The 25880-nt window shown below is 43.4% G+C and carries 25 protein-coding genes and 3 pseudogenes; 20 read left to right on the top strand and 8 right to left on the bottom strand.

Going from position 1 to position 25880, the window contains the following annotated elements:
• Positions 1-17 precede the first annotated feature (17 nt).
• Together L2755_RS07670 and L2755_RS07675 are read left to right on the top strand one after the other, a co-directional pair.
• Positions 18-797: a TSUP family transporter gene (locus L2755_RS07670; protein ID WP_248980094.1), complete on the top strand. Its 780-nt coding sequence runs from the start codon at positions 18-20 to the stop codon at positions 795-797.
• A 24-nt stretch (positions 798-821) separates the two neighbouring features.
• Complete coding sequence (locus L2755_RS07675) at positions 822-1133, top strand: PaaI family thioesterase (protein WP_428847779.1); 312 nt, start codon at positions 822-824, stop codon at positions 1131-1133.
• 24 nt (positions 1134-1157) lie between these two features.
• Here the strand turns inward: L2755_RS07675 and L2755_RS07680 are convergent, their stop codons facing one another.
• Positions 1158-1697, bottom strand: coding sequence for a peroxiredoxin family protein (locus tag L2755_RS07680; RefSeq protein ID WP_248980095.1), 540 nt, complete (start codon positions 1695-1697; stop codon positions 1158-1160).
• Positions 1698-1859: 162 nt separating this feature from the next.
• Between L2755_RS07680 and L2755_RS07685 the strand changes: the two genes are divergently transcribed.
• The 3 genes from L2755_RS07685 to L2755_RS07695 all read left to right on the top strand — a co-directional run bounded on the left by L2755_RS07685 (position 1860) and on the right by L2755_RS07695 (position 5057).
• Positions 1860-2741, top strand: coding sequence for a LysR family transcriptional regulator (locus L2755_RS07685; protein ID WP_248980096.1), 882 nt, complete (start codon positions 1860-1862; stop codon positions 2739-2741).
• A 121-nt stretch (positions 2742-2862) separates the two neighbouring features.
• Positions 2863-3966, top strand: a complete 1104-nt coding sequence (locus tag L2755_RS07690) for an alkene reductase (RefSeq protein WP_248980097.1) — start codon at positions 2863-2865, stop codon at positions 3964-3966.
• The gene (locus L2755_RS07695) at positions 3966-5057 is read left to right on the top strand and encodes an alkene reductase (RefSeq protein ID WP_248980098.1); all 1092 of its coding nucleotides are present in this window, start codon (positions 3966-3968) and stop codon (positions 5055-5057) included. The genes L2755_RS07690 and L2755_RS07695 overlap by 1 nt, the downstream gene beginning before the upstream one ends.
• Positions 5058-5139: 82 nt before the next feature.
• Here the strand turns inward: L2755_RS07695 and L2755_RS07700 are convergent, their stop codons facing one another.
• Entirely contained in the window at positions 5140-5301 is a 162-nt protein-coding gene (locus L2755_RS07700; RefSeq protein ID WP_248980099.1) for a hypothetical protein, read from the bottom strand.
• A gap of 344 nt (positions 5302-5645) precedes the next feature.
• The gene (locus L2755_RS07705) at positions 5646-6908 is read right to left on the bottom strand and encodes a valine--pyruvate transaminase (protein WP_248980100.1); all 1263 of its coding nucleotides are present in this window, start codon (positions 6906-6908) and stop codon (positions 5646-5648) included.
• Positions 6909-7470: 562 nt separating this feature from the next.
• Here L2755_RS07705 and L2755_RS07710 point away from each other — a divergent pair.
• Positions 7471-8940, top strand: a complete 1470-nt coding sequence (locus L2755_RS07710; RefSeq protein ID WP_248980101.1) for a DUF885 domain-containing protein — start codon at positions 7471-7473, stop codon at positions 8938-8940.
• A 22-nt stretch (positions 8941-8962) separates the two neighbouring features.
• On the opposite strand, the gene L2755_RS07715 is transcribed toward L2755_RS07710, so the two are convergent.
• From L2755_RS07715 to L2755_RS07725, 3 genes are read right to left on the bottom strand one after another with little or no spacing between them, the layout of a single operon-like run.
• Positions 8963-10324 (bottom strand): sensor histidine kinase, encoded by a 1362-nt coding sequence (locus tag L2755_RS07715; RefSeq protein ID WP_248980102.1) that lies wholly within the window; start codon positions 10322-10324, stop codon positions 8963-8965.
• Positions 10290-10973 carry a response regulator gene (locus L2755_RS07720; RefSeq protein WP_248980103.1) on the bottom strand — a complete coding sequence of 228 codons (684 nt, stop codon included), beginning with the start codon at positions 10971-10973 and terminating at the stop codon, positions 10290-10292. Before L2755_RS07720 ends, L2755_RS07715 begins: the two co-directional genes overlap by 35 nt.
• A 46-nt stretch (positions 10974-11019) precedes the next feature.
• Positions 11020-11559 carry a PepSY domain-containing protein gene (locus L2755_RS07725; RefSeq protein WP_248980104.1) on the bottom strand — a complete coding sequence of 180 codons (540 nt, stop codon included), beginning with the start codon at positions 11557-11559 and terminating at the stop codon, positions 11020-11022.
• A gap of 283 nt (positions 11560-11842) precedes the next feature.
• On the opposite strand from L2755_RS07725, the gene L2755_RS07730 reads away from it, so the two are divergent.
• From L2755_RS07730 to L2755_RS07740, 3 genes are all read left to right on the top strand, one after another.
• Positions 11843-12988: an exonuclease SbcCD subunit D gene (locus L2755_RS07730; RefSeq protein WP_248980105.1), complete on the top strand. Its 1146-nt coding sequence runs from the start codon at positions 11843-11845 to the stop codon at positions 12986-12988.
• Positions 12985-16053 (top strand): AAA family ATPase, encoded by a 3069-nt coding sequence (locus L2755_RS07735; protein WP_248980106.1) that lies wholly within the window; start codon positions 12985-12987, stop codon positions 16051-16053. Before L2755_RS07730 ends, L2755_RS07735 begins: the two co-directional genes overlap by 4 nt.
• A gap of 375 nt (positions 16054-16428) precedes the next feature.
• Entirely contained in the window at positions 16429-17685 is a 1257-nt protein-coding gene (locus tag L2755_RS07740) for a peptidoglycan DD-metalloendopeptidase family protein (RefSeq protein WP_248980125.1), read from the top strand.
• A 49-nt stretch (positions 17686-17734) separates the two neighbouring features.
• On the opposite strand, the gene L2755_RS07745 is transcribed toward L2755_RS07740, so the two are convergent.
• Positions 17735-18076 carry a hypothetical protein gene (locus tag L2755_RS07745; RefSeq protein ID WP_248980107.1) on the bottom strand — a complete coding sequence of 114 codons (342 nt, stop codon included), beginning with the start codon at positions 18074-18076 and terminating at the stop codon, positions 17735-17737.
• Positions 18077-18286: 210 nt separating this feature from the next.
• On the opposite strand from L2755_RS07745, the pseudogene L2755_RS07750 reads away from it, so the two are divergent.
• Positions 18287-19305, top strand: a pseudogene (locus L2755_RS07750) (IS630 family transposase).
• 111 nt (positions 19306-19416) lie between these two features.
• Here the strand turns inward: L2755_RS07750 and L2755_RS07755 are convergent.
• A complete protein-coding gene (locus L2755_RS07755) occupies positions 19417-19710 on the bottom strand; it encodes an IS4/Tn5 family transposase DNA-binding protein (RefSeq protein WP_428847780.1) in 294 nt (97 codons plus the stop codon).
• 299 nt (positions 19711-20009) lie between these two features.
• On the opposite strand from L2755_RS07755, the gene L2755_RS07760 reads away from it, so the two are divergent.
• From L2755_RS07760 to tnpC, 10 genes and pseudogenes are all read left to right on the top strand, one after another.
• Positions 20010-20222, top strand: coding sequence for a hypothetical protein (locus tag L2755_RS07760; RefSeq protein WP_248980108.1), 213 nt, complete (start codon positions 20010-20012; stop codon positions 20220-20222).
• Positions 20223-20320: 98 nt separating this feature from the next.
• Complete coding sequence (locus L2755_RS07765) at positions 20321-20614, top strand: hypothetical protein (protein WP_248980109.1); 294 nt, start codon at positions 20321-20323, stop codon at positions 20612-20614.
• 243 nt (positions 20615-20857) lie between these two features.
• Complete coding sequence (locus tag L2755_RS07770; protein WP_248980110.1) at positions 20858-21049, top strand: hypothetical protein; 192 nt, start codon at positions 20858-20860, stop codon at positions 21047-21049.
• Positions 21050-21234: 185 nt separating this feature from the next.
• Complete coding sequence (locus L2755_RS07775) at positions 21235-21435, top strand: hypothetical protein (protein WP_248980111.1); 201 nt, start codon at positions 21235-21237, stop codon at positions 21433-21435.
• Positions 21436-21559: 124 nt separating this feature from the next.
• On the top strand, positions 21560-22288 hold the full coding sequence (locus tag L2755_RS07780; protein WP_248980112.1) for a hypothetical protein: 729 nt from the start codon (positions 21560-21562) through the stop codon (positions 22286-22288).
• Between the two features lie 15 nt (positions 22289-22303).
• Positions 22304-22843, top strand: a complete 540-nt coding sequence (locus L2755_RS07785; RefSeq protein WP_248980113.1) for a DUF6817 domain-containing protein — start codon at positions 22304-22306, stop codon at positions 22841-22843.
• Positions 22844-22864: 21 nt separating this feature from the next.
• Complete coding sequence (locus L2755_RS07790) at positions 22865-23323, top strand: glycine-rich domain-containing protein (RefSeq protein ID WP_248980114.1); 459 nt, start codon at positions 22865-22867, stop codon at positions 23321-23323.
• A gap of 127 nt (positions 23324-23450) precedes the next feature.
• Positions 23451-23627 (top strand): annotated as a pseudogene (locus L2755_RS07795) (transposase family protein); the annotation flags it as partial.
• Positions 23628-23708: 81 nt separating this feature from the next.
• Positions 23709-24071 (top strand): IS66 family insertion sequence element accessory protein TnpB, encoded by a 363-nt coding sequence (tnpB, locus tag L2755_RS07800; RefSeq protein WP_248980115.1) that lies wholly within the window; start codon positions 23709-23711, stop codon positions 24069-24071.
• A gap of 86 nt (positions 24072-24157) precedes the next feature.
• Positions 24158-25658, top strand: a pseudogene (tnpC, locus tag L2755_RS07805) (IS66 family transposase).
• Positions 25659-25880 lie beyond the last annotated feature (222 nt).

A 25880-nucleotide genomic window follows, 5' to 3' on the forward strand; every position in this document is an offset into this window, starting at 1 on the left:
ATTAAGCTGTAGCCCAAATGACAATTGAACTTACCATAGAGCTTATCGCTCTGTTATTTTTCGTGGCAGTAGTTGCCGGCTTTATCGATGCCATTGCAGGTGGCGGTGGCTTGCTTACCATTCCTGCGCTTATGTGGGCGGGTCTACCCCCTACAGCGGCACTTGCCACCAATAAATTACAAGCCTGTGGTGGTAGTTTCTTTGCCAGTCTGTATTTTGTTCGTAAAGGTCTGGTTAATTTGGCTGATATGAAGCTCAGCATAGCTTGCGCCTTTGTGGGTGCGGCGTTAGGCACAATTGCGGTGCAGATGATAGACACTGCCTTTCTTGAGGTTATGCTGCCGTTTCTTATTTTGGGGATTGGCGCTTACTTTCTGTTTTCGAAAAAAATCAGTGAAGAGGATAAGCACCAGGTGTTCACACCTGCGGTATTTGCTTTTACGGCGGCGTTAGGCGTTGGTTTCTATGACGGCTTCTTCGGTCCTGGGACCGGCAGTTTTTTTGCTTTGGCGTTTGTATCTCTGGCGGGTTATGGACTCGCTAAAGCGACTGCTCATGCCAAGGTATTAAACTTTTCCACCAACATAGCATCGCTAACTTTCTTTGCTATTGGTGGAAAAGTCTTTTGGATGCTTGGCGCAATAATGCTTGTTGGACAAGCGATAGGCGCAACGTTAGGTTCACGCCTAGTCGTCACCAAAGGCACTAAAATAATCAAGCCTTTGGTGGTGACCATGTCGATCGCCATGAGTGTGAAGCTACTGTCTGCACAGTATGATCTTTTCTTTTGGATGTAATTTGATTGCCATCGATGCAATGATATTCAGCAACATTTAAGACCGGGTGGAACGGTATCTGGTCCAGTGTTAATGGAGATGGCAGATGCTGCGCTATATGTGGCAATCTTGAGCGAAATTGGTCTAGTGGCACTGGCTGTAACAACGAACCTGAATATCAATTTCCTACGTAAGCCTTCGTCTGAAAGTGATGTCATTGCAAAATGTAAACTCATCAAGGTTGGAAAGTCATTAATTATTGGCGATGTAAACCTATATTCTGATGGTTTTCCAGAGCCAGTAGCCCATGCAGTGGGAACGTATGCCATCCCACCTAGCCGTAAAGCTAATAGTTGATAGCAACACAAGTTTGCGCTCTATTTAATAATCAAACGTACCACGTATAGGGTAATTGTTGTTAGGATCGCGGATCCAATTAAGTCCATTCGCTAGGGCACCTAACTCAGGACGAACAAACGGGTTATTTGATATATCGACCACATGTAACTTGCCATGCTCGTTAACCACAAATAAACCAGGCTCAGCAAAGTTATGATCTGTCTCTTGCTCTGAACGTGGCAGAGAGATATACACGCCAAGCGTTTTCATCTGTGCTTCACTCAAGCCATAGGCGATAGGGAAACTGATATTAAGCTGGGTTAAATGGGTTTCTAACTGAGGTTTTGAGTCCGCAGAGACCGCGAGGATCTCCACTCCAGCCTCAGAAAATGCCTGTTTAAAACCTTCAAGAGCATTAAGGTAGCGCGTACACAGCGGGCAATGCTTACCTCGGTAGACAAACACGGCCTGCCAGTTTGCATCGCCTTGTGGTTTACCTAAGGTGACAGTTGATCCATCTAACAGCGTAGCCTCTATCGCAGGAAATTTATCGCCAGCCTTAAGTTTGTTTGAACTTGCCATAATTATTCTCTTTCACGTGAAAAATTCATACTAGGAACTATAGGTATTAGTCAGTGACTAAACAACCAGTTACCTTTTAGTAACCTTGCTAAAAATAGTATCTTTAGTAAATTACTTTTGCTATAAATGTGGGTAATAAGCTGTACTAGGCGAGAGAGTTGAATGTTAACCCGTTCTGATGATTTAGAGATTTTACTTACCGTTGTGGACTGTGGCGGCTTTTCAGCGGCGGCAGATGCATTAGATATTCAAGTTGCGCGCGTGTCACGGGCCGTGAGTAAAGTAGAAAAGCAACTTGGTGTATCGATCCTCAATCGCACGACGCGGCGTGTTGAGCTCACCGATGAAGGTCGTCAATTTGTTGAAGCTATACGTATTGGCTTACAGCAGATGCAGCAAGCGGAAGAGGAACTCATCTCTCGCGGGGAGTTACCCCAAGGGCGTTTACGTGTCGATGCGGCCAGTCCGTTTGTGTTTCATCAGTTGGTGCCACTGATGCAAGGATTTAATCAAGCCTATCCGGATATCCAGCTTGAGCTCACCTCTAACGAAGGCTTTGTCGATCTATTAGAAAAGAAGACCGATGTTGCCATTCGGATAGGTCGGTTAACTGATTCAACACTGCATGCCCGCCCACTAGGAAAAAGCCTACTCTATATTGTCGCATCACCGGAATACCTGTCTCGCAGAGGCTTTCCTAGGCAGGTAAGTGATCTCACCAGTCACGATACCATCGGATTTTCTGGCCCCAAAGTACTGAATCAGTGGCCGCTTAAAGGTTTTGAAGCGATAACGCCTACCTTTGCCTCCAGTAATGGAGAAACGGTTCGGCAACTGGTTTTAGCCGGCAATGGCATCGCCTGCTTATCAGGCTTTATGGTGAAAAAAGATCTCGAAGAGGGGCGATTAGTGCCACTGCTAGAGCCTGAAAAGCTCATCAATACCGGCAGGGAGCAGATCAATGCGGTATTTTATCGCTCCTCCTCGGTTGCCAAGCGTATTTCGGCATTTATTGATTTTATCCAGCCTAAGCTCTCACTATAGTTTTACCAGTCCACTTCTACCTTTATTTTTGCAAATTTGACAATAATCATTTGTTGTTTTTGCTATAAATGCTTGTGATATTACTTGGTAATATGCCCTCAACTTATTGAGAGGGCACATCATGACCACTTCACTGTTTCAGCCGATTCAACTCGGCAATATCTCCCTTAAAAATCGTATTGTTATGCCACCAATGACGCGCTCTCGCGCTAGCCAACCTGGTGATCTGGCTAACGATATGATGGCAACTTACTATGCACAGCGTTCTACTGCGGGCTTAATTGTTTCTGAAGGCACACAGATCTCCTCCATGGGTAAAGGTTATGCCTGGACGCCGGGGATCTACACGCCGGAGCAGATCATTGGCTGGAAGAAAGTCACCGATGCCGTACATGCTAAAGGCGGCGTCATTTTCGCTCAGCTCTGGCATGTGGGACGTGTGACCCATCCTGATAATATCGGTGGTCCGCAGCCTATATCTTCATCGGCGATACAAGCCGAAAACGTCAAGGTTTTCATCGATAACGGCACCAGCGAGCCAGGCTTTGTTGCAGCAGCTAAGCCAAGAGCGATGACAGTGATTGAGATTGCACAGGTGGTTGAGCAGTACCGCCAAGCTGCGCTAAATGCAATTGAAGCGGGTTTTGATGGTATCGAACTCCATGCTGCCAACGGATATCTCATTAATCAGTTTATCGATTCAGAGGCCAATAACCGCACCGATGAGTATGGTGGCAGCTTAGAAAATCGTCTGCGTTTTCTCGACGAGGTGGTTGGAGCTATGGTCGATGCTATCGGCTCTGAACGCGTCGGCGCTCGCTTAGCGCCGCTGACCACACTCAATGGCACCGTCGATGCTAATCCTATCGAGACTTACACTGCAGCGGCTGCGCTGTTGAATACCCATAACATTGTCTATCTGCATATTGCAGAAGTTGACTGGGACGATGCACCTGATACGCCACTCTCTTTTAAGCAAGCGCTGAGAGAAGCATATCAAGGGGTATTGATCTACGCAGGTCGCTATAATGCTGAAAAAGCTGAGCAGGCGATTGATGCAGGTTTAGCCGACATGATTGGTTTCGGTCGACCATTTGTGGCAAACCCAGATCTGCCAAACCGTATTAAAAATGGTTACCCATTAGCTGAGCACGTTGCAGAGACACTCTTTGGTGGCGATGAGCAAGGCTTAACCGATTACCCCGTTTATCAAGTTGAGGTTTAATGATGATTTTTGAAGCGATAAGCAATAGCTTACTTAAGGCAAAAAACCGTATCGCGATGGCGCCAATGACGCGCTCGCGTACCACTCAGCCTGGTGATGTGCCTAATGATATGATGGCAACTTATTATAAGCAGCGCGCCAATGCAGGCATAGTGGTGACTGAAGGGGCACCAATATCCGCAGTAGGCCGCGGTTATTCGATGACACCAGGAATCTATACACAAGCACATATTGATGGTTGGAAAAAAGTCACAAGAGCGATTCATGACGAAGGTAGTAAAACATTTATCCAACTTTGGCATGTCGGTCGCCGTAGCCATTCGAGTATTTCCGGCTCGCAGCCGTTGGCACCTTCGGCGATAAAAGTGCCGGACCAAGTCTTTGGTCCATTGGAAGATGGCTATGGCATGATTGAAACCGAGCAGCCAAGAGCCATGAGCCCGCAAGACATTGAAGATACCATTGCAGATTTCGTCCAAGCCGCTAAAAATGCCATGGAAGCGGGTTTCGATGGGGTTGAGATCCACGCCGCTCACGGTTACCTGTTTGATACTTTCATGCGTTTAGAGAGTAATCAGCGTGATGATCAATACGGTGGTAGCCAAGAAAATCGCATGCGCTTCATGCTAGAGACGCTTCAAGCGGTTGCAGATGAGATAGGCGGCGATAAAGTGGCTGTGCGAGTGTCACCTCATGTGATTGAAGGTTTCGCCGATGAAGACGGCGAAATTATCGAACTCATGCTAAAAGCGCTTGAGGAAATGGCAGCGATGGGTTTGGCTTATGTCCACTTTTCAGAGAACATCTCACGTCATGTTGAAGTGCCAGAGTCGTTCCGCCAACAGGTAAGGGCTGTTTATCCCAACCCCATCATGGTTGCTGGTAAGTTAACCAAAGAGAGCGCGCACCTTCTACTTGAGAACAGGTATGCCGATCTCGTGGCATTTGGTACCCTTTATGTGACCAACCCTGATTTAGTCGCTCGCTTTAAAAACAATTGGCCGCTCGCTCAGTTTGATGCCGATGCTCGTTTGACTCTTTACGGTGGTGGCGAGAAGGGCTATATCGATTACCCTGAATATCAAGCATAAGGTGCATACTTGCCTTAAAGCCCAAAGGTTCAGATAGCTTGGTAACCTTTGGGTACTTACTTTAGCTACCATAGTGCAGATATTAAAAATCTAATACCTCACCATCTTGGGGGATCAGGACTTTGTCACTGAGCCCTCGCGCTTTCAATGAGCTACGCAGTGTTTGACGATCACCCGGGCAGTGATTAAGGGCTTCCATATGCTTGGCGATAGCCTTACCCGGAGAGAGGGTGATAAACTGCATCACTTCATTGGTTGGCTAAGTAACGGCTGGTCAACATCTATCTGGGTTTGTCCGGCAGCGACTACAGGGATAGTGCTTGCGACGAGTCACAAAAGTGGTTGCACATAAGGTCGTTCATTCACATCTGACCCAAAAGATATGGAAAATGTCTTGAGATGCAGGGAGCATCTCTGACCTTGGATTGTGACATCCGTAAATTCATTTACAGCACCTGCTGCAAGCAATTAATACCAATTAAGCTTTGGTACTTAGCTAAACAACCAAATAACAAACCTGCCAAATGAACCCACTAACAGCTACTTGAAACTTGCTAGCAGGAAAGTAACCTTTATTCGTGGCGCTGACTAGGCTTGTGCGTAAGCCTTAATCACCTCTTCAGCGATTATCGCAATACCTGTGCGCATTTTGCTTTCATCTTGGACATAGTTCATTCGCAAACACTGGTGAGCGTGGTCCCACTTTCCTTCAGACTGGTCTTTCTGCCCAAAGAAGAAATACTCTCCTGGGACAATCAATACGCCGCGGGCTTTCAATCGATTGTAGAGTTCCATGGTGGTGATGGGCAGTTCATCGAACCAGAGCCAGAGGAACATCGCCCCTTCAGGTTTATGAATTTTGAATCTGCTATCAGTGATAGATTGCTGCAATAACGACAGCGCAAACTCTGATTTTTGTTTATAAAATGGCTTTATTACCGATTCGCTTAAGCGTAATAGATCGCCAGATTCAATCATGTGCTTGGCAATGGCAGGGCCGAAACCGCCTGGGGCTAGACTGATAATGCCATTAAGATTGGTCAGTGCCTGAGTGATCTCTTCATTAGCGATGACAATACCGCAGCGAACGCCTGGTAAGCCTAATTTAGATAAACTCATGCACAATATGGTGTTGCTGTTCCAAAAGGGGGTGACCTCTTCAAAAATAATATTTGGGAAAGGAGTGCCGTAAGCATTATCGATGATAAGGGGAATACCCTTTTCACGGGCTAGTTTATCTAACTTGGCCACTTCGTTGTCTGTCAGTACATTGCCGGTAGGGTTTGTTGGCCTGGAGACACATATTGCGGCAACTGAGTCATCTACTTGTAGCTGTTCAAAGTCAACATGATACTTAAATAAACGGTTATCGAGCATCTCGATTTCAGGGCGATAGGAGACAAAAATATCATCATCAAGACCCGCATCATTGTAGCCAATATATTCAGGTGCTAATGGTAGTAAGATCCTCTTATGACTACCATCAACCTGTTTTCCTGCCAATAAATTAAACAGATAGAAAAAGGCGCTCTGGCTGCCATTGGTCAGGCTGATGTTTTTCGCGCTGATCTCCCAGCCGTAGGTATCCCGTAACAAGTCAGCCAAGGCTTTTAAGAAGGTATCTTTACCTTGAGGACCATCATAGTTACCTAATGCGGCCACAAGTTCGCCATTAGCCAGCATCTCAGCGGATGCTTGATGGAAGTAATCTTGCATGGCCGGAATGGTTGCAGGGTTGCCCCCACCCAACATGATGACACCTGGTGTACGCAGCCCTTCATTGAGATCACTCATCAGCTGATTAATGCCGGAGTTACGATTAAATTTTTCACCAAACTTTGAATACTGCATGACAGCTACACCTGAAGATACCGAAAGGGACTTAAAAGAGTGCCTGTAGTAACAATATTTCGCGGCAAACGCACTCATTATTTGATTTATTAATGACTAATTTGGAATGCGTCATGTTTTGTTAGATAAATCGTAATTTTTTTGTTCAGTTACTCTACGTTCGAGTTAGGTCTAAGTGAACGATGTAACACTAAGAATAGTGGCTGAAGCCTGACTTCAAAGTATGCGTAGAGACCTAAACGAGATGCAGACTCTAGATGTCGAATTATGCCCTTAGGCTTAGGGTTTTATTCAGTTAGCAGTATAACGAATGGGCTCGGTTTCATGGCTAGTGTTTAGAGATATATCATTCAGTTTTTAGTCTGAAATGGAACATTGCCATTTTATGGATATGAGGACGGTTTTAGCTACCGTATGGCTCTAATTAATCCCTTACATTTTTCGTTAAAGTCACCGCTAGTTATACTCATTTAGAGTGCTATTGTTTACACGGAATATGTGTTTTATTAAGTGACAATCTTTAAGCAAAGATATCATCAGGTTTGTCATTCAAGGAGTGAGTATGAAAGTAAAAGGATCTTTGACAGGTTTTATGGTTGCACTTATGATGTTTTGTAGCAATGTGCATGGTCAGCAACTTATTGCGGATAGTGGCTTTGCTGCGCAAGCGCTTGGAAATTGTAATACTGATTTACGTCATCTTAATCAGGTGATTGGTTGGCAAGTCAAGTGGCCTAGGCAGTGGCAAAGCGTTGTCATCGCTGGACCTGAAGCTGCAAATGAGGCCGTTATTAGTTGGTCCCAAGCCCCCGCAGCAATAACATTAGCGATAGAGACGCTACGATTAGGTATAGGCTCTAAAGAAACCGCTCCGCATGCGGTAGTTGTTCGAGTGCAACAACAAGTTCACGATTTGTTATCTGATCTCACCATGACAAATTCTAAGTACACTTTCAATTCCCCCACAGATAATAATGCGGCACAGTGGAACACTTTGCTCAGCAACAATATCGTACCTTCGGTGTCAGATTTTAATCAATTTCTTAAAAATGAATATCTTCCAGCAACAAGCAATGATCCGAGTCTATCCAAAGTCAACGGTGATACTGGCTGTTTTTTGTCAGCGGTGTCATGGTGGACGACCTTGAATCTTTCCCAAAAAGATATCGAGGATGTCGGCCAACGGTTACTCAAAGAATCTCGCCAGCAACTGCTTGCGACAGGTCAAAAGGGCGATACGATAAAGAGCATGCTTAAAGGTCTGCGTACATCCACTGAAGATAACAACACTAGCGCCAATGAGTTAGTCTCTATTTCTGAGATGGCTTTAACGCGGGCACGAAGTAAAACCCAATTGTCATTTTCAAAGCAAATAACACAGAAATTTATAGTGAGTGAAATGCCCAAGTACCTGCAAGATTCTGCACCTGCAGGTTATTACGCTAAAGCTCAGCAAAACTCGCCAGCAAAATATATCATTAATACATCACGGCCAAATGAGCGACGTCTTATGGCGGAGGTGATCGCTTTTCATGAAGGAATACCTGGGCATCACCTATGGGTGACATATCCTCGAAAGGCTCCATCGAAGGGATATAATGCCGGTATTCTTGAAGGGTGGGCACTCTATGGGGAGTATTTAGCCGATGAAATGAACCTTTACTCCTCAACGTATGATCGTCAAGGCATGATTGCCAAGCACCTTTGGGCAGCGAGTCGTCTTATTGTTGAACCTGGACTGCAATTGCGTGGCTGGTCGCGTACGGATGCAATCAATTTCATGATGGACAATACGGTTATGTCACGTCAAGAGATTGAGATCGAAGTGGACCGTTATATTGCGATGCCGGGTCAATCGCTGAGCTATATGTTGGGGGCGGATATGATTCTATTTGAACGAAAGCGAGCTCGAGCGCTTTTAGGCAATGATTTTAATATTGCTGCATTTCATGATGTGATTTTGGAAGCCGGAGTCCGCCCACTGTCTGAAGTTCGTGACGATATACGATTATGGGTTCAATTGGTTAAGTGATGCTTTCATCTGTTACCTTTTTTTAGTTTACAAATTCAACGTTGACGATTAATCCAGGCTTATTATCCAGTAACTCAATTTTGCCGTTATGCAGTTGTATAATGGCTTTTACTAAGGTTAAGCCTAAACCAAAGCCAGCGACATGACGGCTCTTTTCGATGCGATATAAGCGCTGAAAAACTTTCTCTTTTTCGAGATCACCAATTCCTGGACCATTATCGCTAACGATAAAACCATGGGGGGTTAACTGAACGCTGATCTGTGCATTATGTCCTGCGTACTTACTGGCGTTCTCTAGCAGGTTATATAGGGCTCGGAACAATAGCGTTGCATCACCTTGAATAGAGAATGGCTCAGCGCTTTCTATAGTGACAACTTGTTGTTTCTCTTCTGCAAGCGGCTCAATTAAATCCACAGCATCCACAATGACTTGTTGTAAATTAACCGCTTTAAAGTGTTGGCTGTTGCTCTCTTTCTGTTGCTGAAGCCTAGTTAACTCAAGCATGGCACTAAAGGTGAATAATATTTCGTCGAGCTTATCTAGCATCGATTGTAGCGGTTCACTGGGGTGATTCAGTTGCTGTTTAGTTAATATCTCCGATTCAATTTGCTGCCTTAAATGGCTCAGCGGCGTGCGTAAATCATGAGCTATAGCATCAGTAATTCCGGAAATCGTTTCAAAGGAGTGCTGCAATTGATTGAGCATGGTATTGATATGTAGCGCCATATGATCATATTCATCATTTTGTTCTGATACTGCAACTCGTGCGCTCAATTGGCCTGATTCAACCCGTAATGCGACTTGGTTAAAGCTGTTAATGCGTTTTAATACCCGCATTGAGAAAATCAAGCCGGTTATTATGCCGAGCAATACGGCCAGTAATAATGCAATTGCTGAAGCACTAATAAACTGTGCTTTCAGTTCATATAATGATTCATCGTCGACAGCAACAATGAGCGTTCCTGAGGCCAAAGGCTGAGAGCAACCGGAAACCAGTCTGATTTCATCAAATTGGTCTAACCAAATCGGGAAACGCGATAAGCTCGGGCATTGCGATAACGTTGTCGGGGGGGCGCTAAGCCTACCAATGAGCTCTTGCTCTATTTGATAACTTAGAATGTATTGACGTGAACTTTGAGCCTGTAGTTCAAATTGTTCAATAAACTGCTCAGTCGTTAATTGCTCAGCAAGTGATGTTTGCTGAGCAATAATATTAGCCATTTGTAACTCTTGCTGACGGTTCATTTGACCAATGCTCAATTGGTACAAGACTACCAGTAGGATGGTTACCACCGATAATAACAAGCCAGTATACAAACGAGTTAGACGCCACACCGAGTGGGCTGTTTTAACGCTGCTGCACCATTCTATAACCGACGCCACGTACTGTTTCCAGTAAAGGGGTAAGACCATCAAATTCTACCTTTTTACGCAATCTTGCCATATGAACATCAATAACATTCGTTTGTGGATCAAATTGATAGTCCCAAACAGCTTCAAACAGTAACGAGCGAGATACCACTTGTCCGCTATGCTCCATCAAATAACGTAACAGTTTAAACTCTTTTGGCAGCAGGAAAACTTCAGTTAAGCCTCGGAATACCTTATGAGAAAGCAGGTCCATTTTTAGATCAGCAACGTGTAAAGTGGTGGTTAGCTTTTCGTTGTGAGTCCCTTTGCGCTGAATTAAGATCTCTATACGCACCAGTAGCTCAGACAGCGCAAAAGGTTTGATGAGGTAATCATCACCGCCTTCACGCAGCCCTTTCACACGTTCAGAAACACTATCTAATGCACTTAAAATCAGTACTGGTGTTTGCTTACCTGCATTTCTTAAGGTGGTTAATACCGTTAAGCCATCTAACTTAGGTAACATCCGGTCCAGCAAAATTAACTGGTAGTCGCCTTCAAGGGCTAAGAATAAACCATCTTGGCCATTATCCGCTAGATCTATCTCATAGCCCTGTTCTTGAAGGGCTTTTTGTAAGTATTGACGAGTCGTCTGGTTATCTTCAATAACAAGGATTCGCAAAAAATTTCCCTAGGGGAGTGCTACTCCCCCATAAATATTGACTGAATTAGCGTTTCATTACCGGAATGGCTTTGCCAGTGGTTACATCTACAATGACACGTGTAAGGCCTTGCTCACCCATGAGTTTAAACTTGTAGAAAGTAATGCCTTTTTTATTCTTTAATTCAAATTCAAAAACATCAGCAGAATATTTTAGCTGTAATTGGGCAATGGTCGCGCCTAAGTTAAATTTTGATGCTTGTAACTCTTGTAACGCTAACAGGTCATCATCATCTAAGCGGCTTAAGCTATTTTTGGTCTTATGTTTTAAAATCGCGCCATCTGCAAGGCTTAATTCAATGTCATGCTTTTCTTTTGTTTCAAGATTGACAGCTTCAATATCATAGGTTGCTTGATTATCATGATCATCAATTTCAAATTCGACAATGTGCTTAGCGTAATCTGTACTGACCTTTTCAATCGCCTGCTCTAAAGTGAAATTAGCGCGTTGTAATGCCAGTGCTGCCAGTGCGTCATCTTCACGCCCCGCAAATGCTGATAGTGATGTGAAGGCCAGTGCTGCACAGATTAATTTAGACCATTTCATTTTGTTATCCTAGTGGGTTGTTGGTTGAGAACTGAATTGTACCTGTTGTCCCTTGCACCAACGTGGATGAATCATTACAAAAAGTTAATCCACAAACTAGGTATTAACTGGATCACTGCCATCAGTTAAAGAACTTAACTCAACTCAAAAAAAGACTAACACATCTTTAGCTGGAGAAGTGTTTGCTACAAGGGTTATCACGCTTGTGAAACGACGATAGTTTTCTTACTATAGCTAAATCCAAAAACAGGTTCTCCATCCCCCTCATTTTAATCGAGAATGCATGAAATTTATCCACACTTCTGACTGGCATATTGGCAGACAGCTTCATAATCAGAGTCTGCTCGATGATCAGCGCTTAGTATTAAATCAGATTGTCGAACTGGCTGTAAAGCATGATGTTGATGCAGTGGTGGTCGCAGGCGATATCTACGACAGATCCATTCCGCCCGCCAATGCGGTAGCGCTGTTAGATGAAGTGGTGAATCGCTTAGTGAATGAACTCAATATTGCGCTTATCATGATAGCGGGTAACCATGATGGTCATGAACGTTTGGGCTTTGCGTCGAGACAGATGATTGATAGTGGACTGCACATTGTCGGCCCGCTAACAAAAACAATTACGCCGATTGAGATCAAGGGTAAGCAGGGCAGTGCACTATTTTATGGCCTGCCTTATGCGGATCCCGCCACGGTGCGTCATGTGTTTGCTTGTGACGTCAGTACTCATGAAGCCGCGATGGTTAAACTGCTTGAACAGGTGCATGAACATGACAGCAATGGTTTGCCTAAAGTGGTGATCAGCCATTGCTTCTTAGATGGTGGTAGTGGATCAGAATCTGAACGGCCATTGAGTATTGGCGGCGCTGATAAAGTGTCACCCGCATTGTTTACGCCATTTAACTATGCGGCGCTGGGACATCTGCATGGGCCGCAATACAAAGGCGCGGAGCATGTGCGTTATTCGGGTTCCATGCTCAAATATTCGTTTAGCGAGCAGCATCAAAAGAAGTCCGTTACCTTGGTTGAATTTGATAACGATGGCAAAGCGCAGTTTGAGTTGCTGCCATTAGCCGCCATGAGAGATGTGCGCATTATCGAAGGTGAGCTAGCCCAATTGCTGGACATAGGCAAAACCGATCTTAACCGAGACGATTACCTGATGGTGAGATTGAGTGATAAAAACGCCATTTTAGATGCCATGGGCAAGCTAAGAAGTGTATACCCTAATGTGCTGCATTTAGAGCGTACAGGATTGATGAGTCAGAACGGCAAGGTTGAGTTAAGCCGAGATCATATCAAAAAAGGCGAGATGGATATGTTCAGCGATTTCTTTACTCAAGTCTCTGGTGATCCTATGACGCAGGCGCAGCAACAGGCGATGAGCACAGCGATTGAAGAGTTGCATAAAGCGGAGAGAACCTCATGAGACCGCTTATTCTAGAGATGTCAGCGTTTGGTCCGTTTGCATCAACCCAGCGTACCGATTTTTCAGCCTTAGGTTCCAACCCTCTATTTTTAATCAATGGACCGACAGGCGCCGGTAAAACAACGCTGTTAGATGCCATCTGCTTTGCGTTGTACGGCAAAACCACCGGTGGTGAGCGTGAAGGCAGCCAGATGCGCTGCGATAACGCTGATGATGGATTATTGACTGAAGTGACCTTTAGTTTTGCGTTGGGTGAAGACCAATACCGTATTCGCCGGGTACCAGAGCAGCAACGCGCTAAGAAAAGTGGCGACGGCTACACAGTACAAAAGCCAGAAGCTCAGCTTTATAAAATTGATAGCGAGGGGGTAGAACACCTTTTAGTGCCGAGTAAAGTCTCAGAAGCCACGGCCGAAATAGAGCAATTAACCGGTCTAGATGCCGATCAGTTTCGTCAAGTGATGGTGCTGCCCCAAGGCAAGTTCCGTGAGCTGCTGATGGCAGACTCAAAAGACAGAGAGAAAATATTTAGTCAGCTGTTTCAGACGCAGATTTATCGGAAAATTGAAGACAAGTTAAAGTATCAAGCGCTGGCAATTAAAGGCGCGGTGCGTGATCACCGTCATAAACGTGATGGCATGCTGCACAATATTGCCCTTGAGTCTGATGTAGCCCTTACGGCTGAATTGGCAGAGCTGACACCGCAATTAGCCCAAGCGTTAGCCGGTAAAGAGCAAGCCAAATTGGCGTTGCTTGAGATCAATAAGCAGTTTGAATTGGCTAAGTTGCTGATAGGTGATTTTGACACTCAAGATAAACTGAATAACGCTGCGGCAGAACTGGCTGAGCAAAAAGATGCTATCGAGCAGCGTCAATCTCAACTTGAAAACGGCCTAAAAGCCCAGCAGCTAAAACCGGTATTAGATGTGTCATTGGCGCGAGAGTCTGAAGTGCTACAAGCTCAAAATGCTGTGACTCAGGCGCAATCTGTTAAGCAGCAGTCTGAACAGGCGCTGGCACTGAGTTTGAGTAAGTTCAACAGCTTAGCCGAGTTGGAGCTGAAACAGCAGCAAACACAAAATGAACAGCAACAACTCAATCAATTAGTCCCGCAGCTTCAAGGGCTTGATAGTTTGCAAAAAGGACTAACCCTTGCAACTAATCAACGTGAGCAAGCCAAACAGAAAGGGATTAGTGCCAAGGGGTTGTTAGATGCGTTATTAGCAGATAAAACGACCGCTGAGCAGCAAGTGCCACAGTTAGAACTCACAGCCAATGAACTGGTGAATGCGCAGCAAGCACTCACGGCTCAAAGTGAGCTGATTGAACGTTTCCAGCAGTGGCAAAAAGCGCAGGCAGAGGCCACTGAAACTGAAGCCGCTTTGACACAGGCAAAACAGCAAGGCTTAGTGCTTAAAACTGCTTCTAATGAGGCTAAAACTCAGCATCAAGAGTTACAACTTGTGTGGCACCGTGGTCAGGCGGCTATCTTGGCGCAGCAGTTAAATCCAGGGCTGCCTTGCCCTGTTTGCGGCAGCGCTGAGCATCCGAGTCCAGCACAAAGTGAACAACAACTGCCGAGCGAAGAGCAACTGCAGCGCGCGCAACAAGCTGAAGAACAAGCAAACGAAGCGTTAACACAAGCGCGGGCTAAATATTCTGGGTTGAGCACCAAACTGCAAGAGCAGCTCAAGTCGGTGACTGAGCTAAAACAAAACATTGAGCTGAAAGTTGGCGATTGTAAGGCATTATCAGTCGAGCAATTACAGTCTCAGTATCAAACACTGCAACAACAAGCGAATGCGGCCAATAGCGCTGCGCAGCAATTGGTTACCTTGAGAGCTCAATTACAATCTTGGCAAGTCAGCGAGCAGGAGCTTCGCAATGCACTTGAAGCGGAGCGTGAGCTTTATCGCGAAGTCGACACGCAAGTGGCGTCACTTCAAGGCCAGTTAGCGCAAGCCTTAACGGCAATACCTGAGCAGTACCGCAGTTTGGATACGCTCAATAACGCGCTTAGCCAGCTACAAAAGCAACTAGCAGCAGAGCAGCAAAACATAAACGCAATTCGTGAGTCGCACACTCACGCGTTAGAGCAAGATGCGGCGCGTGCAGAAGCTTTAGTGGCTGCTCTGTCGAGCCAAGCCCGAGCAATAGATAAAAATGATAATGCGCAAACTGAGCTAAATACGCAGCTAACGGCGTCAGGTTTTGATGATAAACAGGCATTAATAGCGGCATTGTTAGCGGATGATGAGTTGCAACGCATCACTACGCAAGTTAGCCAATATCAACAAGCCTGTGTGGCGAATCAAGCCAACTTGGCGCAAATTACAGACAAATTGCAACAGCAGATTAAACCCGAGCTTGGATCTATTGAAGCGGTGATGCTTGAGACGCAAACTCAGCAACAACAAGCCGAGCTGAGCTGGCAAGGGGTGCAGGGCAGGGTGACGCAACTGACTCAAACCCAAGAGCTACTTAAAGAAGCCGATGAACAAGCTAAGAAGCTCGAAGATGAGTATGCGATTATCGGCACATTAGCGGATGTAGCCAATGGTCAGACGGGCAACAAGGTCAGCCTACAACGCTTTGTATTAAGTGTATTGCTTGATGATGTGTTGCTTGAAGCCAGTGAGCGGTTACAGTTGATGAGTAAAGGACGCTATCGCTTAATTCGCAAGGAAGAGCGTGCCAAGGGCAATAAGGCATCCGGGCTGGAGCTTGAAGTGGAAGATGCTTACACCTCAAAAATACGCCCTGTAGCAACGCTCAGTGGCGGTGAAAGCTTTATGGCGGCACTGTCGATGGCACTCGGTTTATCGGATGTTGTGCAAGCTTATGCGGGTGGCATTAAACTCGATACCCTGTTTATTGATGAAGGCTTTGGCAGTTTAGATCAAGACTCACTCGATTTGGCGATACGTACCTTAATGGATCTGCAATCCGCTGGGCGTATGATCGGCGTTATCTCTCATGTGTCGGAAATGAAAGAGCAAATAGGCACTCGAATAGACATTACTAAGAGTGCTATGGGCAGCGAGATCTCAATCGTATTGCCATAAACATTAACGAGTGCGTTAATGGGTGTATGCATGTTTGAATACTAACGGCTTGAGCATGTTGCTTAAGCCGTTTTTGTTTGGTGACGCTAATACCATTCGGCTTAGTTTTCACGCTGTATATTTGGCGAATTAGCGCGTCATAATGGGTGTGTCCTATGCTGTCTATTTCACTCTGTTGAGCCTCGATCACGATCAAACTTGGTTTTTCATGCAACAAAATTGCGATTTTGTGCGCTGAAAGAGTTTTTATCGCGGCGATTATTTGGTATAAATTGGCGTTAGCCTTCAAATATAGGAGGCATTTGGCGTGAATGAAATAAATAATAATTCAAGGTTGGACTTAGGTTGCAGTCAGGTAAATTTTCTTTTTTAAAAATGTCGATGATTCGTTTCGCAGCTTTGCCTTCTCTGCATCGAAAAATCTTAATGGGTTCAGTGTTGTTGTTTGGTGCCACATTTTTGCTGCCACAAAATCAACAGTTGTTATCCCAGCGCATCCCAGTGGAATTGGATATAGAAGCGTTGATCTCACAATCCTCCTCCTCAGCTGTGAGTCATGTTCTGCTAGAGAGTCCTAAATTTGAAAAAGTGATTGTTAAAGGTGACACCTTAAGCGGTCTATTTGAACAAGGGAGCGTCGATCAGCAAACCATGTATCGCGTGTTAGAAGCAGATTTAAACGTGTTGGCACTGGATACTCTACAGCCTGGTAACCAGATCCAATTTTGGCTTGATGAAGCTGGTGAACTTGAAAAGCTAACACTCTATTTTAGTGCCGCAAGACAAGTGACCTATAGCCGTTTTGACGATGCTTCATTCAATGTTGATGAGATTAACATCGAAGGTATATGGCGTAATCGCAGTGTTGTCGGCGAGATTAATGGCTCGTTTTACCTTTCGGCGAAGAAAATGGGCCTTAATGCGGCTGAGATCCAGGCTATTGAATCACTTTTGAAAGAGAAACTTAATTTTGCGCGTGACCTTCGTGCGGGTGACAAGTTTTCAGTGCTGATGAACGATCAATTTATTGATGGTGTAGCGACAGGCAGTAGCAACATTTTAGGCGTTACCATTGACCGTGGTCGTAGCAGCATTAATGCTTATCAGTTTAGTGATGGTAATTTCTATGATGAAAAGGGCAGAAGCTTAGCGAGAGCCTTTCAACGTATTCCTCTGACGCGAAACTACCGCATTAGTTCTAGCTTTAACCCTAATCGTCATCACCCTGTGACGGGGCGTACATCACCCCATAACGGCACTGACTTTGCCACACCTATAGGCACTAAGATTATAGCGCCAGGTGATGGCATTGTATCTTTGGTTACCGATCACCGATTTGCCGGTAAATACGTGGTGATAGAGCATGGTAATAAGTACCGTACTCGCTATCTGCACCTATCTAAATCACTGGTTCATAAAGGCCAGCGCGTATCACGCGGTCAAGTGATTGCATTGTCGGGTAATACCGGCCGTATTACCGGTCCGCATTTGCACTATGAGTTTCATATTAATGGCCGTGCGGTTAATCCGATGAAAGCAAAAATTCCGATGGCAAGCCAATTATCCAAAAAAGAGATGGGCGCTTTTGAGCTGTTAGTTAAAGTGCGAAAAATGATGATGGGGCATACTTAAGGTTCAATATTTGATTCAACTTGAATATCCTCTGCTTTCGCGATGATTATTAGGCTAAGTAGGTTGTAAGCGATAAGTACGCCCCACATCCTGTCTCTTGATCAGATCTGATAGACTCTCGCCATCTTGCAGTGTAAATATTAACGATATGAAGTGCTTGAGTTAACGTATTGATTGGCTCTGTTGTTAATAACACCCAACGCAACGGCTCGGTAACGTTTTTTGATGCTTTTTCTTGAGCGTACACAACATTGACAGGCTTAGATTTGGCCTCAATCAGTGCTCTAGAATGTTTCGTTCGAACGACGAAACGTTCATTATGCTTCTGTTTATCTTGAATGTAACTCAGCATGTCAGCTTCTCTATCGCACACTGAAATCACCCGTGACATGATGTCTCCCAAGCGTTGACGACTGAAATAGGACGCTTCTGACCACTTACCACTTACCACTTTCTTTTTCGTCAGCATCTTCAGGGTGGTTAGGACGAAGCCAGTATTCTTGACGAATGAGCCCGATAGTCTGAGTTGTAAAGCTGTCTAATACCAATCTAAGTAAAAATGTGATCTAATTAATAATCTTACTGTTTAGTATTTGAGCCAATGAATAACCTTAAAGATATTGATTTCAAGTCCCTTGCTAACAAGCAAAAAACAATTCAAATGAAGACACGCTTACTGGCTCTCTCACATTTTCAAGATGGAAAGTCCCGTACTGACATTGCGAGATATTTAAAAGTTAGCAGAACCAGCGTTAATAAGTGGGTGAGTATTTATCTAAGTGAAGGGCTTGCAGGCTTGGAAGAGAAACCCCGTACTGGTAGGCCACCATTTATTAATACTCAGCAAATTAACCAACTTGTCGCATATATTGAAACCAGAGCGAGTAGCGAACAAGGCGGTAGACTAACAGGGGCTGATATTCATCATTTTATACAAACAACATTTGGTAAAAGCTACCACCCTGACTCTATTTATTACCTATTGAATAAAAAAGGGTTTTCATGGATCACCGCTCGTTCAAAACATCCCAAACAATCAGAAGCACTTCAAGACGATTTTAAAAAAAATCAAAATTAAAACGATCGCAAAGATCCCAGGACACCTTCCTTTGGATAGAGTCGATTTTTGGTTTCAAGATGAAGCCAGATTCGGCCAGCAGAATACAACAACTCGAGTTTGGACCCGAACTGGAACTAGGCCTAGGGCGGTTCGCCAACAGCAATTTGAATATGCCTACTTGTTTGGCTCTGCGTGCCCAAGTCGAGGTATAGGACAAGCGATAGTGGTTCCATGGATCAACAAAGAGATTATGCGTTTGCACTTGGAACAAATCTCTGTGATCACGGAAGCTGGTAGGCATGCAGTGGTGATAATGGACCGATAATGTTGCTGATGAGTTCAGTAATGTCAGTATCATAAAACTACCTCCTTATTCACCGGAGCTCAACCCCATCGAACAAGTCTGGAGCTGGATGCGACAACACAGCCTTGCAAATAGAAGCTTTAAGAATTATGAAGATATCGTAGACAGTGTTTGCAAGGCTTGGAACATCTTCAATGAGAGTGCAGATAGGATCACTCAAATGTGTTCAAGGAGCTGGCTAAATATGACCAGTTAGTTTTACAGATTGGTATAATTGAAGTGTTTAATGAACCCACCACCCACGAGATTCATCTGTAATGGAGCCGAGTTTACCTAGCTCTTCTGCGACTTGGTGCTTGTAACTCAATTAAGTGGTGTCATCTATGGCTAATATCTCAGCATAGGGCAGGGCAAGCTCTGCAGTATATTGAAAACCAGAAGCTCTAATCACTTCTGGTGAAATATTGTCGTTACGGATCAATCGATAAGCCCCTTCAACTATAGCTTCATTACCTTGACATGATAAAGCGATAGACTTACCGCTACAGCGTGCCATATCAGCAGCGACTTCGATTACACGGTCTGTGCGACGGGTGTCACCAAAGAAACAGTTTTTAAAGTGATGGCATGACCATTGCTCTGCGTTGAAAATAGATATTATTAATCTGCAAGTTGATTGAGTTACCTGATCTTATCATCGATTTTTAACAAAGTTCATTGTGGTACAGATTTGTGTAGAAGAGTCAGCCCCACATCTATAATCTAACACCTTCTTAAAATAGACTTCAAAATGAGACCTTGCTTTGCAATTGAGGAGATTGTTTCTGCTCACTATATCCTTCATCAATTCCCAGTGCTGCTAGTCGATATTGAATAGTTCTTCCTGCGGATATATCAACGAGTTCGATAACGTGCTCTTGAATAATCGCCATTAATCTTTAGGACTACTTTGAGCATGAGTTGGATTTTGACTTCATCATTCGAATTAAGGCTAATATTAAAGTCACCGATGCGGTAGGAGAGCTGTTTCCAGTAAAGGACTGGCTATTACCCCGCGGCAGAACAAGAACCCTTAAAGACGTACAAATAACGGGCAACAAGCAAGCTGTCGTTCGGGGCATATGCATTCAGAAAAAAGGCATGAAAGACGCTTGGTATCAGGCATCAAGTTGACGTGACCTTGCTAGCAATAAGATATTGACTTTATATGGAAACGCTGGGGAATAGAGACTACTTTTCGCGACATAAAAGATTATCGTGTTGGCATGGGAATGAGTACTACCTACACGCGTTCACCTGTCCGTAGATACCGCCTATTCCTACTCAGCGCCTTGGCGATAGGCTTGCTTTTCCTACTAGGAAAAGCGGGCGAGGATGCTAACTTGGAAAAGACAATAAAGGCAAATACCCGTAAAACCCGCTCATACTCTCTGTTTCGCCAAGGTTGTATTTACTATGAACTGTTACCCACTATGCGAGAAGAGTGGGCGGAACCTCTAATGGATAATTTTTATCGTTATCTTAAAAATCAGTGTATTTACCGTTCGGTTTTCGGGATTATTTAAAATTGAAAAATGAGGGGATCTCTAAGCTTCTTCCTTCCTTCAGTGGGTTAAATAAGTGTATAAATATTATTCATCATCATATGTTAAATATTAATGACATCAATAACAGAAATAAAGTAGATATCATTACACTGTTAAATCAAAGGTTTATTGTCATTGTGATTGTTTTTCACTTGCAAGTTAAGCGCCTACTTAATATTGTCTTGGAGCGGAATGGTTTCGCGATATGAAAAAGGAATTACCATGAAAGAAGTAAATACAGTAGCTGCAGAAAATCTATCAAAGAGTGAAATTATTGACTCAGCGATCCTCAATAATATCTCTGGTGGTAATAATGGGTCGTCTAAATGTGGCGGTGGTAGTGGTTGGACGGAAACATGTGGTACTGAACATGGTGATTGGTGCGGTACTTGGGGAGAACCTGGACAACCCTAAATTATTAGCTGTACAATTAGGAATATAAATTTTAACTATTTGATATTAATTGGTGCTTTAATAATTTTCAGTGTTACTAATGAAACTCGTTTTTGCATATGAGTGAAGTGTGGATACTACTCGCTATATTAAAGCATTCGTAATTCTAGGGTTAAAATTAACATTGAATGTTAAAGGGATTTAAGATGAAAAGCAAAAATGTAACAGGTAATAAGCAGGTGATTACTAATGATAATATTAGTAATTTAACTAAAAATGAAATAATTGATTCAGCAGTTCTAAATAATATTACTGGTGCTGGTAATAAAGGTACATCTAAATGTTGTGCTGGTTGGACAGAAACTTGTGGCACAAGTAGCGGGGATTGGTGTGGCCACTCTTCATAATTAAAAATGTGGAATAGCTACTAATTTAAACCTCTAGTTACTTCTAGAGGTTTATCAGTGATGTCACTAAAACTATGAGTATTGGCGTCAATAGACTCCCTTAGTCGTTATGAAATTAAAATGTATGAATGAATCAAAATTTGTAGATGCACTGTGGATTAAAGAATTATTTAGCGAAAGTCATGCTATTGCTCAGCCATTCACTCATTTTAGACAATCCGATATGTTCTCAGCTGCGAGTTTTAAAACGTTACAGCGAAACTTTATCGATGATAACAGTATACGAGAGATCTCCAAACCTAACCTCAGCGATATTTCTACTTTAAGGAAGCGTCCTAGTTACTTTCTTTGCCCTGAAATGATAGATGCGCTTTATTGCAGTGATAACAAAGTGTTCTGGCTTTCATTTTTTGAAAATTACAGTCGAAGTGAACAAGAAATAAAACTTTGTTTACTTGAAAAGTTCAAAATTATTGGGGTTGATAATAATTATTGTACAGACAATTTATCTATAGCGTTTAGGTTTGTAACCGAAACTCTGCCTTTCAGTCTAGAGCCACATATGGATATGCCTCAAAAAATTGCAGTTGGTGTTATCTATGTTAGTAACTCTGGTGAATTGGATCGTGGTGGGACACATCTTTATTGTAAAACTGGTGAGACTCAATTTACAGAGAATACATGCTATGACTTTGTAGAAAATAGCTTAGTTTTGATCCCTAGAGTTAGTGATTCCTGGCATGGTGGTAAATGGAAAGGCGAAGGCGAGAGGAAAACGCTGCATATCTATTTCTTCAACCACCCTAAGAAGGATAAAGAATATTTACGTAACAAATTTAGCTTCTTTTTATAATGTGAGTGACCTTTTATGATTGCTGATAATAAATCCTCATCATTAAAATTACTAATCAATAAATTAGTCGTCAATGCAGATAGGATAGAGCATTCTGATCGAACAGTGTTAGCACATTTATTGGGCACATATACTATTTTAAATGAATTAGATGCAAATGAAACTGTAAAGATGGCTGGGGCATTCCATAATGTCTATGATACAGATAAATTTAAATTTGGGGGAGACTCATCAATAGGTCGTCATGTTTTAATCAATCATATAGGTGCAAAGTCAGAAAATATTGTTTACTTGTTCTCAATATTAAATTGGAAACACTTCATCAATTGTTTACCGGACGATACGCTTGATGATTTTGGTTACTATTTTCATGTTCGGCAGCATGTTGATTCAATGTCATTTAAATTTGTAGTTATACTTTTTTTTGCAAATTTAATTGAACAAGTGGATGTTATCCCAAGTGAAAAACGGAAAGAGTTTTTTGCTTTGGCTGTTAAATATAAGGCGTTAATGACAGAAAAACAATTTGCCATAGTGGCAAGTCGCCTAGCATAATTATAATTATTAAGGTTTATAATGAGTGAGAATATTTTAGAGTATAAAAATGCCAATGTCGTTGAAGCGTTCTGCAAGCGTTACTCTGTTGAAGAGAGCGATGCGAATGATATTTTTGAACAAATGTTGAAATGGTTTGTTTTTTGTACGGATAAAAAATCATCTGGATTCAGGAATATTGATGACTCTACTCTTATTATAGATGAGATGTGGCACACATTCATATTGTTTACTGTGGATTATAGTGACTTCTGTCGAAAGTATGTTGGGTACTATTTACACCATCAACCATCAACCAATGCTGAATTGGTAGGGCAAAGAAAACGTACGCTAGAAGAAGTTAGAACTAAAAAGAAAACTCAATATGAGCTAGTTTACGACATCTTGGGGAAAGAGACATTTATTAAGTGGTATCATGAATACCCTGAAAGGTATTCCTTAGATAAAATATCAAAATTGAGTAAAAACCCATTTGAGTAGTGCTTTTGTATTCTTAATGATGGGAACCACCAGGGCAAGATCGCGAACGTTTTTCAACCGATATCAAATGAAGATTTGAACTGGAAATAGGTTTGTGATCTTATACTCTTTTTTGCGGCAGTAACTGATGAATTTAAGTTCCTTTGAGCACCATTTCGGTCAATTAAAAGACCAGCGTCAATCAGCTAAAATTACCTATCCACTTTTCGATATTTTGTTTATCTCTCTTTGTGCAACGATTGCCGGAGCTAACGGCTGGAAAGAGATCAAAGAATATGCAGATGGTCATTTGGATTGGTTTAAAGGTAAGCGTCTGCCAAAGCACACCTTTATAACTTAGTTGCCTGCAGCCATCATTGTTTCTCTAAATTGATAGGGGAACAATATGTTTAGCAGCAGCACTAAGCTTGATGTCACTTTGATCTGTGGGATCACCGATATGCGTAAATCAATCGATGGTTTGAGCAATATCGTTGCCTACGAATTACAGCAAGAACCTTGTAATGAACATCTGTTTGTCTTTTGTAATCGTCAGCGCAATAAGTTGAAGATTTTGCAGTGGGCCAGTAATGGCTTCTGGCTACATTACAAACGACTCGAGAAAAATACCTTTAAATGGCCTGGGATCGAAGACGAACAGCTCTGTCTGCGTATCACACCGCAGCAACTCGATTGGCTTATCGCAGGGCTCCCCCTCACACAACCCCATGCTCATCCTGCGCTTCGTTATCACTATCATGACTTATAACCTATGATCATAAGCAGGATTTATTGATCACCAATTAATCTAAATAAACACAAGAAGTTAGATAGCACTCCGTGCATAATCTTTGCATGGAATTAAATCATCAAAATCTCCCTACTGATCTTGTCGAATTGCAGTTACTGGTGCTGAAACTACAGCAAGAGTTGCACGCTAAAGATGTGAAAATCAACTTTATCGAAGAACAGTTTCGCCTCGCTCAACAAAAGCAATTTGGCAAGAGTGCCGAAGGGCATATTGGTGAGGGCGAAGTGTTCAATGAAGCGGAAGTTGAAGCCGACATCGTCGAGACCCAAGAAGATCAAGCCGATACTACAACGCGTAAAAAGCCGAAGCGTAAGTCGCCGCCAGCTGACTTGCCTCGTGATGTAGTGACTCACGACATCAGTGAAGCAGATAAAACCTGTGACTGCTGTGGTAGTGAGCTGCATAAAATCGGCGAGGAGAGAAGTGAGAAGCTCGTGTTTATCCCAGCTCGGGTCAAAGTCATTGAGCATGTGCGGTTAAAATACGGCTGCCGAGCTTGTGACAAGCAAGGAACATCGGTACAGATAAAGACAGCATCTGTTCCAGCCAGTCCCATTCCCAAAGGGATGGCCACTGCCTCGTTACTGAGTCAAATTATCACCAGTAAATCTCAATATGCGCTACCTCTGTATCGCCAGGAAAGCATGTTTAACCAATATGGTATCGAGTTAAGCTGCAAAACCATGGCCGACTGGATGATGAAATGTGCAGAGCTGTTTACCCCGCTCTATGACAAGCTGCGTGAAGTCTTGCTTGAACAAGCCGTAATCCAGGCCGATGAAACCACGGTCAATGTGCTCAAAGAAGATAAATCCACCTGTTATATGTGGCTATATGCTACTGGCAGCGATACGCCTAATAAGCTGGGGATCCCCAATATTGTCTTATATGACTATCAAGCCAGCCGTGCTGGACAGTGTGCAGTCGATTAGTGGCTCTCTGCAAGTGGATGGCTATGCCGCTTATAGTCAAACGGATGCAACACTAGCCGGATGTTGGGCACATGCTCGGCGTAAGTTTAAAGAGGCAGAAATTTCCCAGCCGAAAGGCAAGATGGGCAAGGCTAATGTGGCGCTGAATCATATCCTAAAACTGTATCGGGTAGAGGGCCTGAACAAAGAAAAGCCATTTGCAGAAAAACAGCAGCAAAGGCAAATACACAGTCAGCCCTTACTCGATGAGTTTCATAAGTGGCTGACCAAATCACAGCAACATGTCCCTCCCAAGAGCAGTTTAGGCAAAGCGATAAGTTACTCGCTAAACCAATGGCCGAAACTGCTCCGATATATTGATGATGGCAGGCTAAACATCGACAACAATCGCGCCGAAAGGGCAATAAAACCCTTCGTTATCGGGCGTAAAAATTGGCTCTTTGCAAATACAGCAAAGGGTGCGAATGCCAGTGCTATTCTGTATAGCATGGTAGAAACGGCCAAATCCAATGGACTGCTTCCGTTCGATTACCTGATGTATTGCTTGGAGCAATTGTCACTCAGGCCTGAGGCCCTAGAGCACTTGCTACCTTGGAATGTAAAGCTAGGCTAGGTGTACTTCGCCGGACGGATACAGTTTATTAATAAATATGAGGCCAAGGAAAACACTTGGCTACTTAACTCCGCTAGAAGTTTTAGCTGGTAAGCGTGTGTCGGTTATGTTGAGAATCTAGGCTTTAATCGAGTCTTCCAATTTCAATATGGCTTAATTCAGCGCCTTTCTGCACAGGCTCACTGTATGTTTTTTAGTCTGCTAGTCTGCTAGTCTGCTAGT

Source organism: Shewanella abyssi, assembly GCF_023284025.1.
GTDB lineage: Bacteria > Pseudomonadota > Gammaproteobacteria > Enterobacterales > Shewanellaceae > Shewanella > Shewanella abyssi.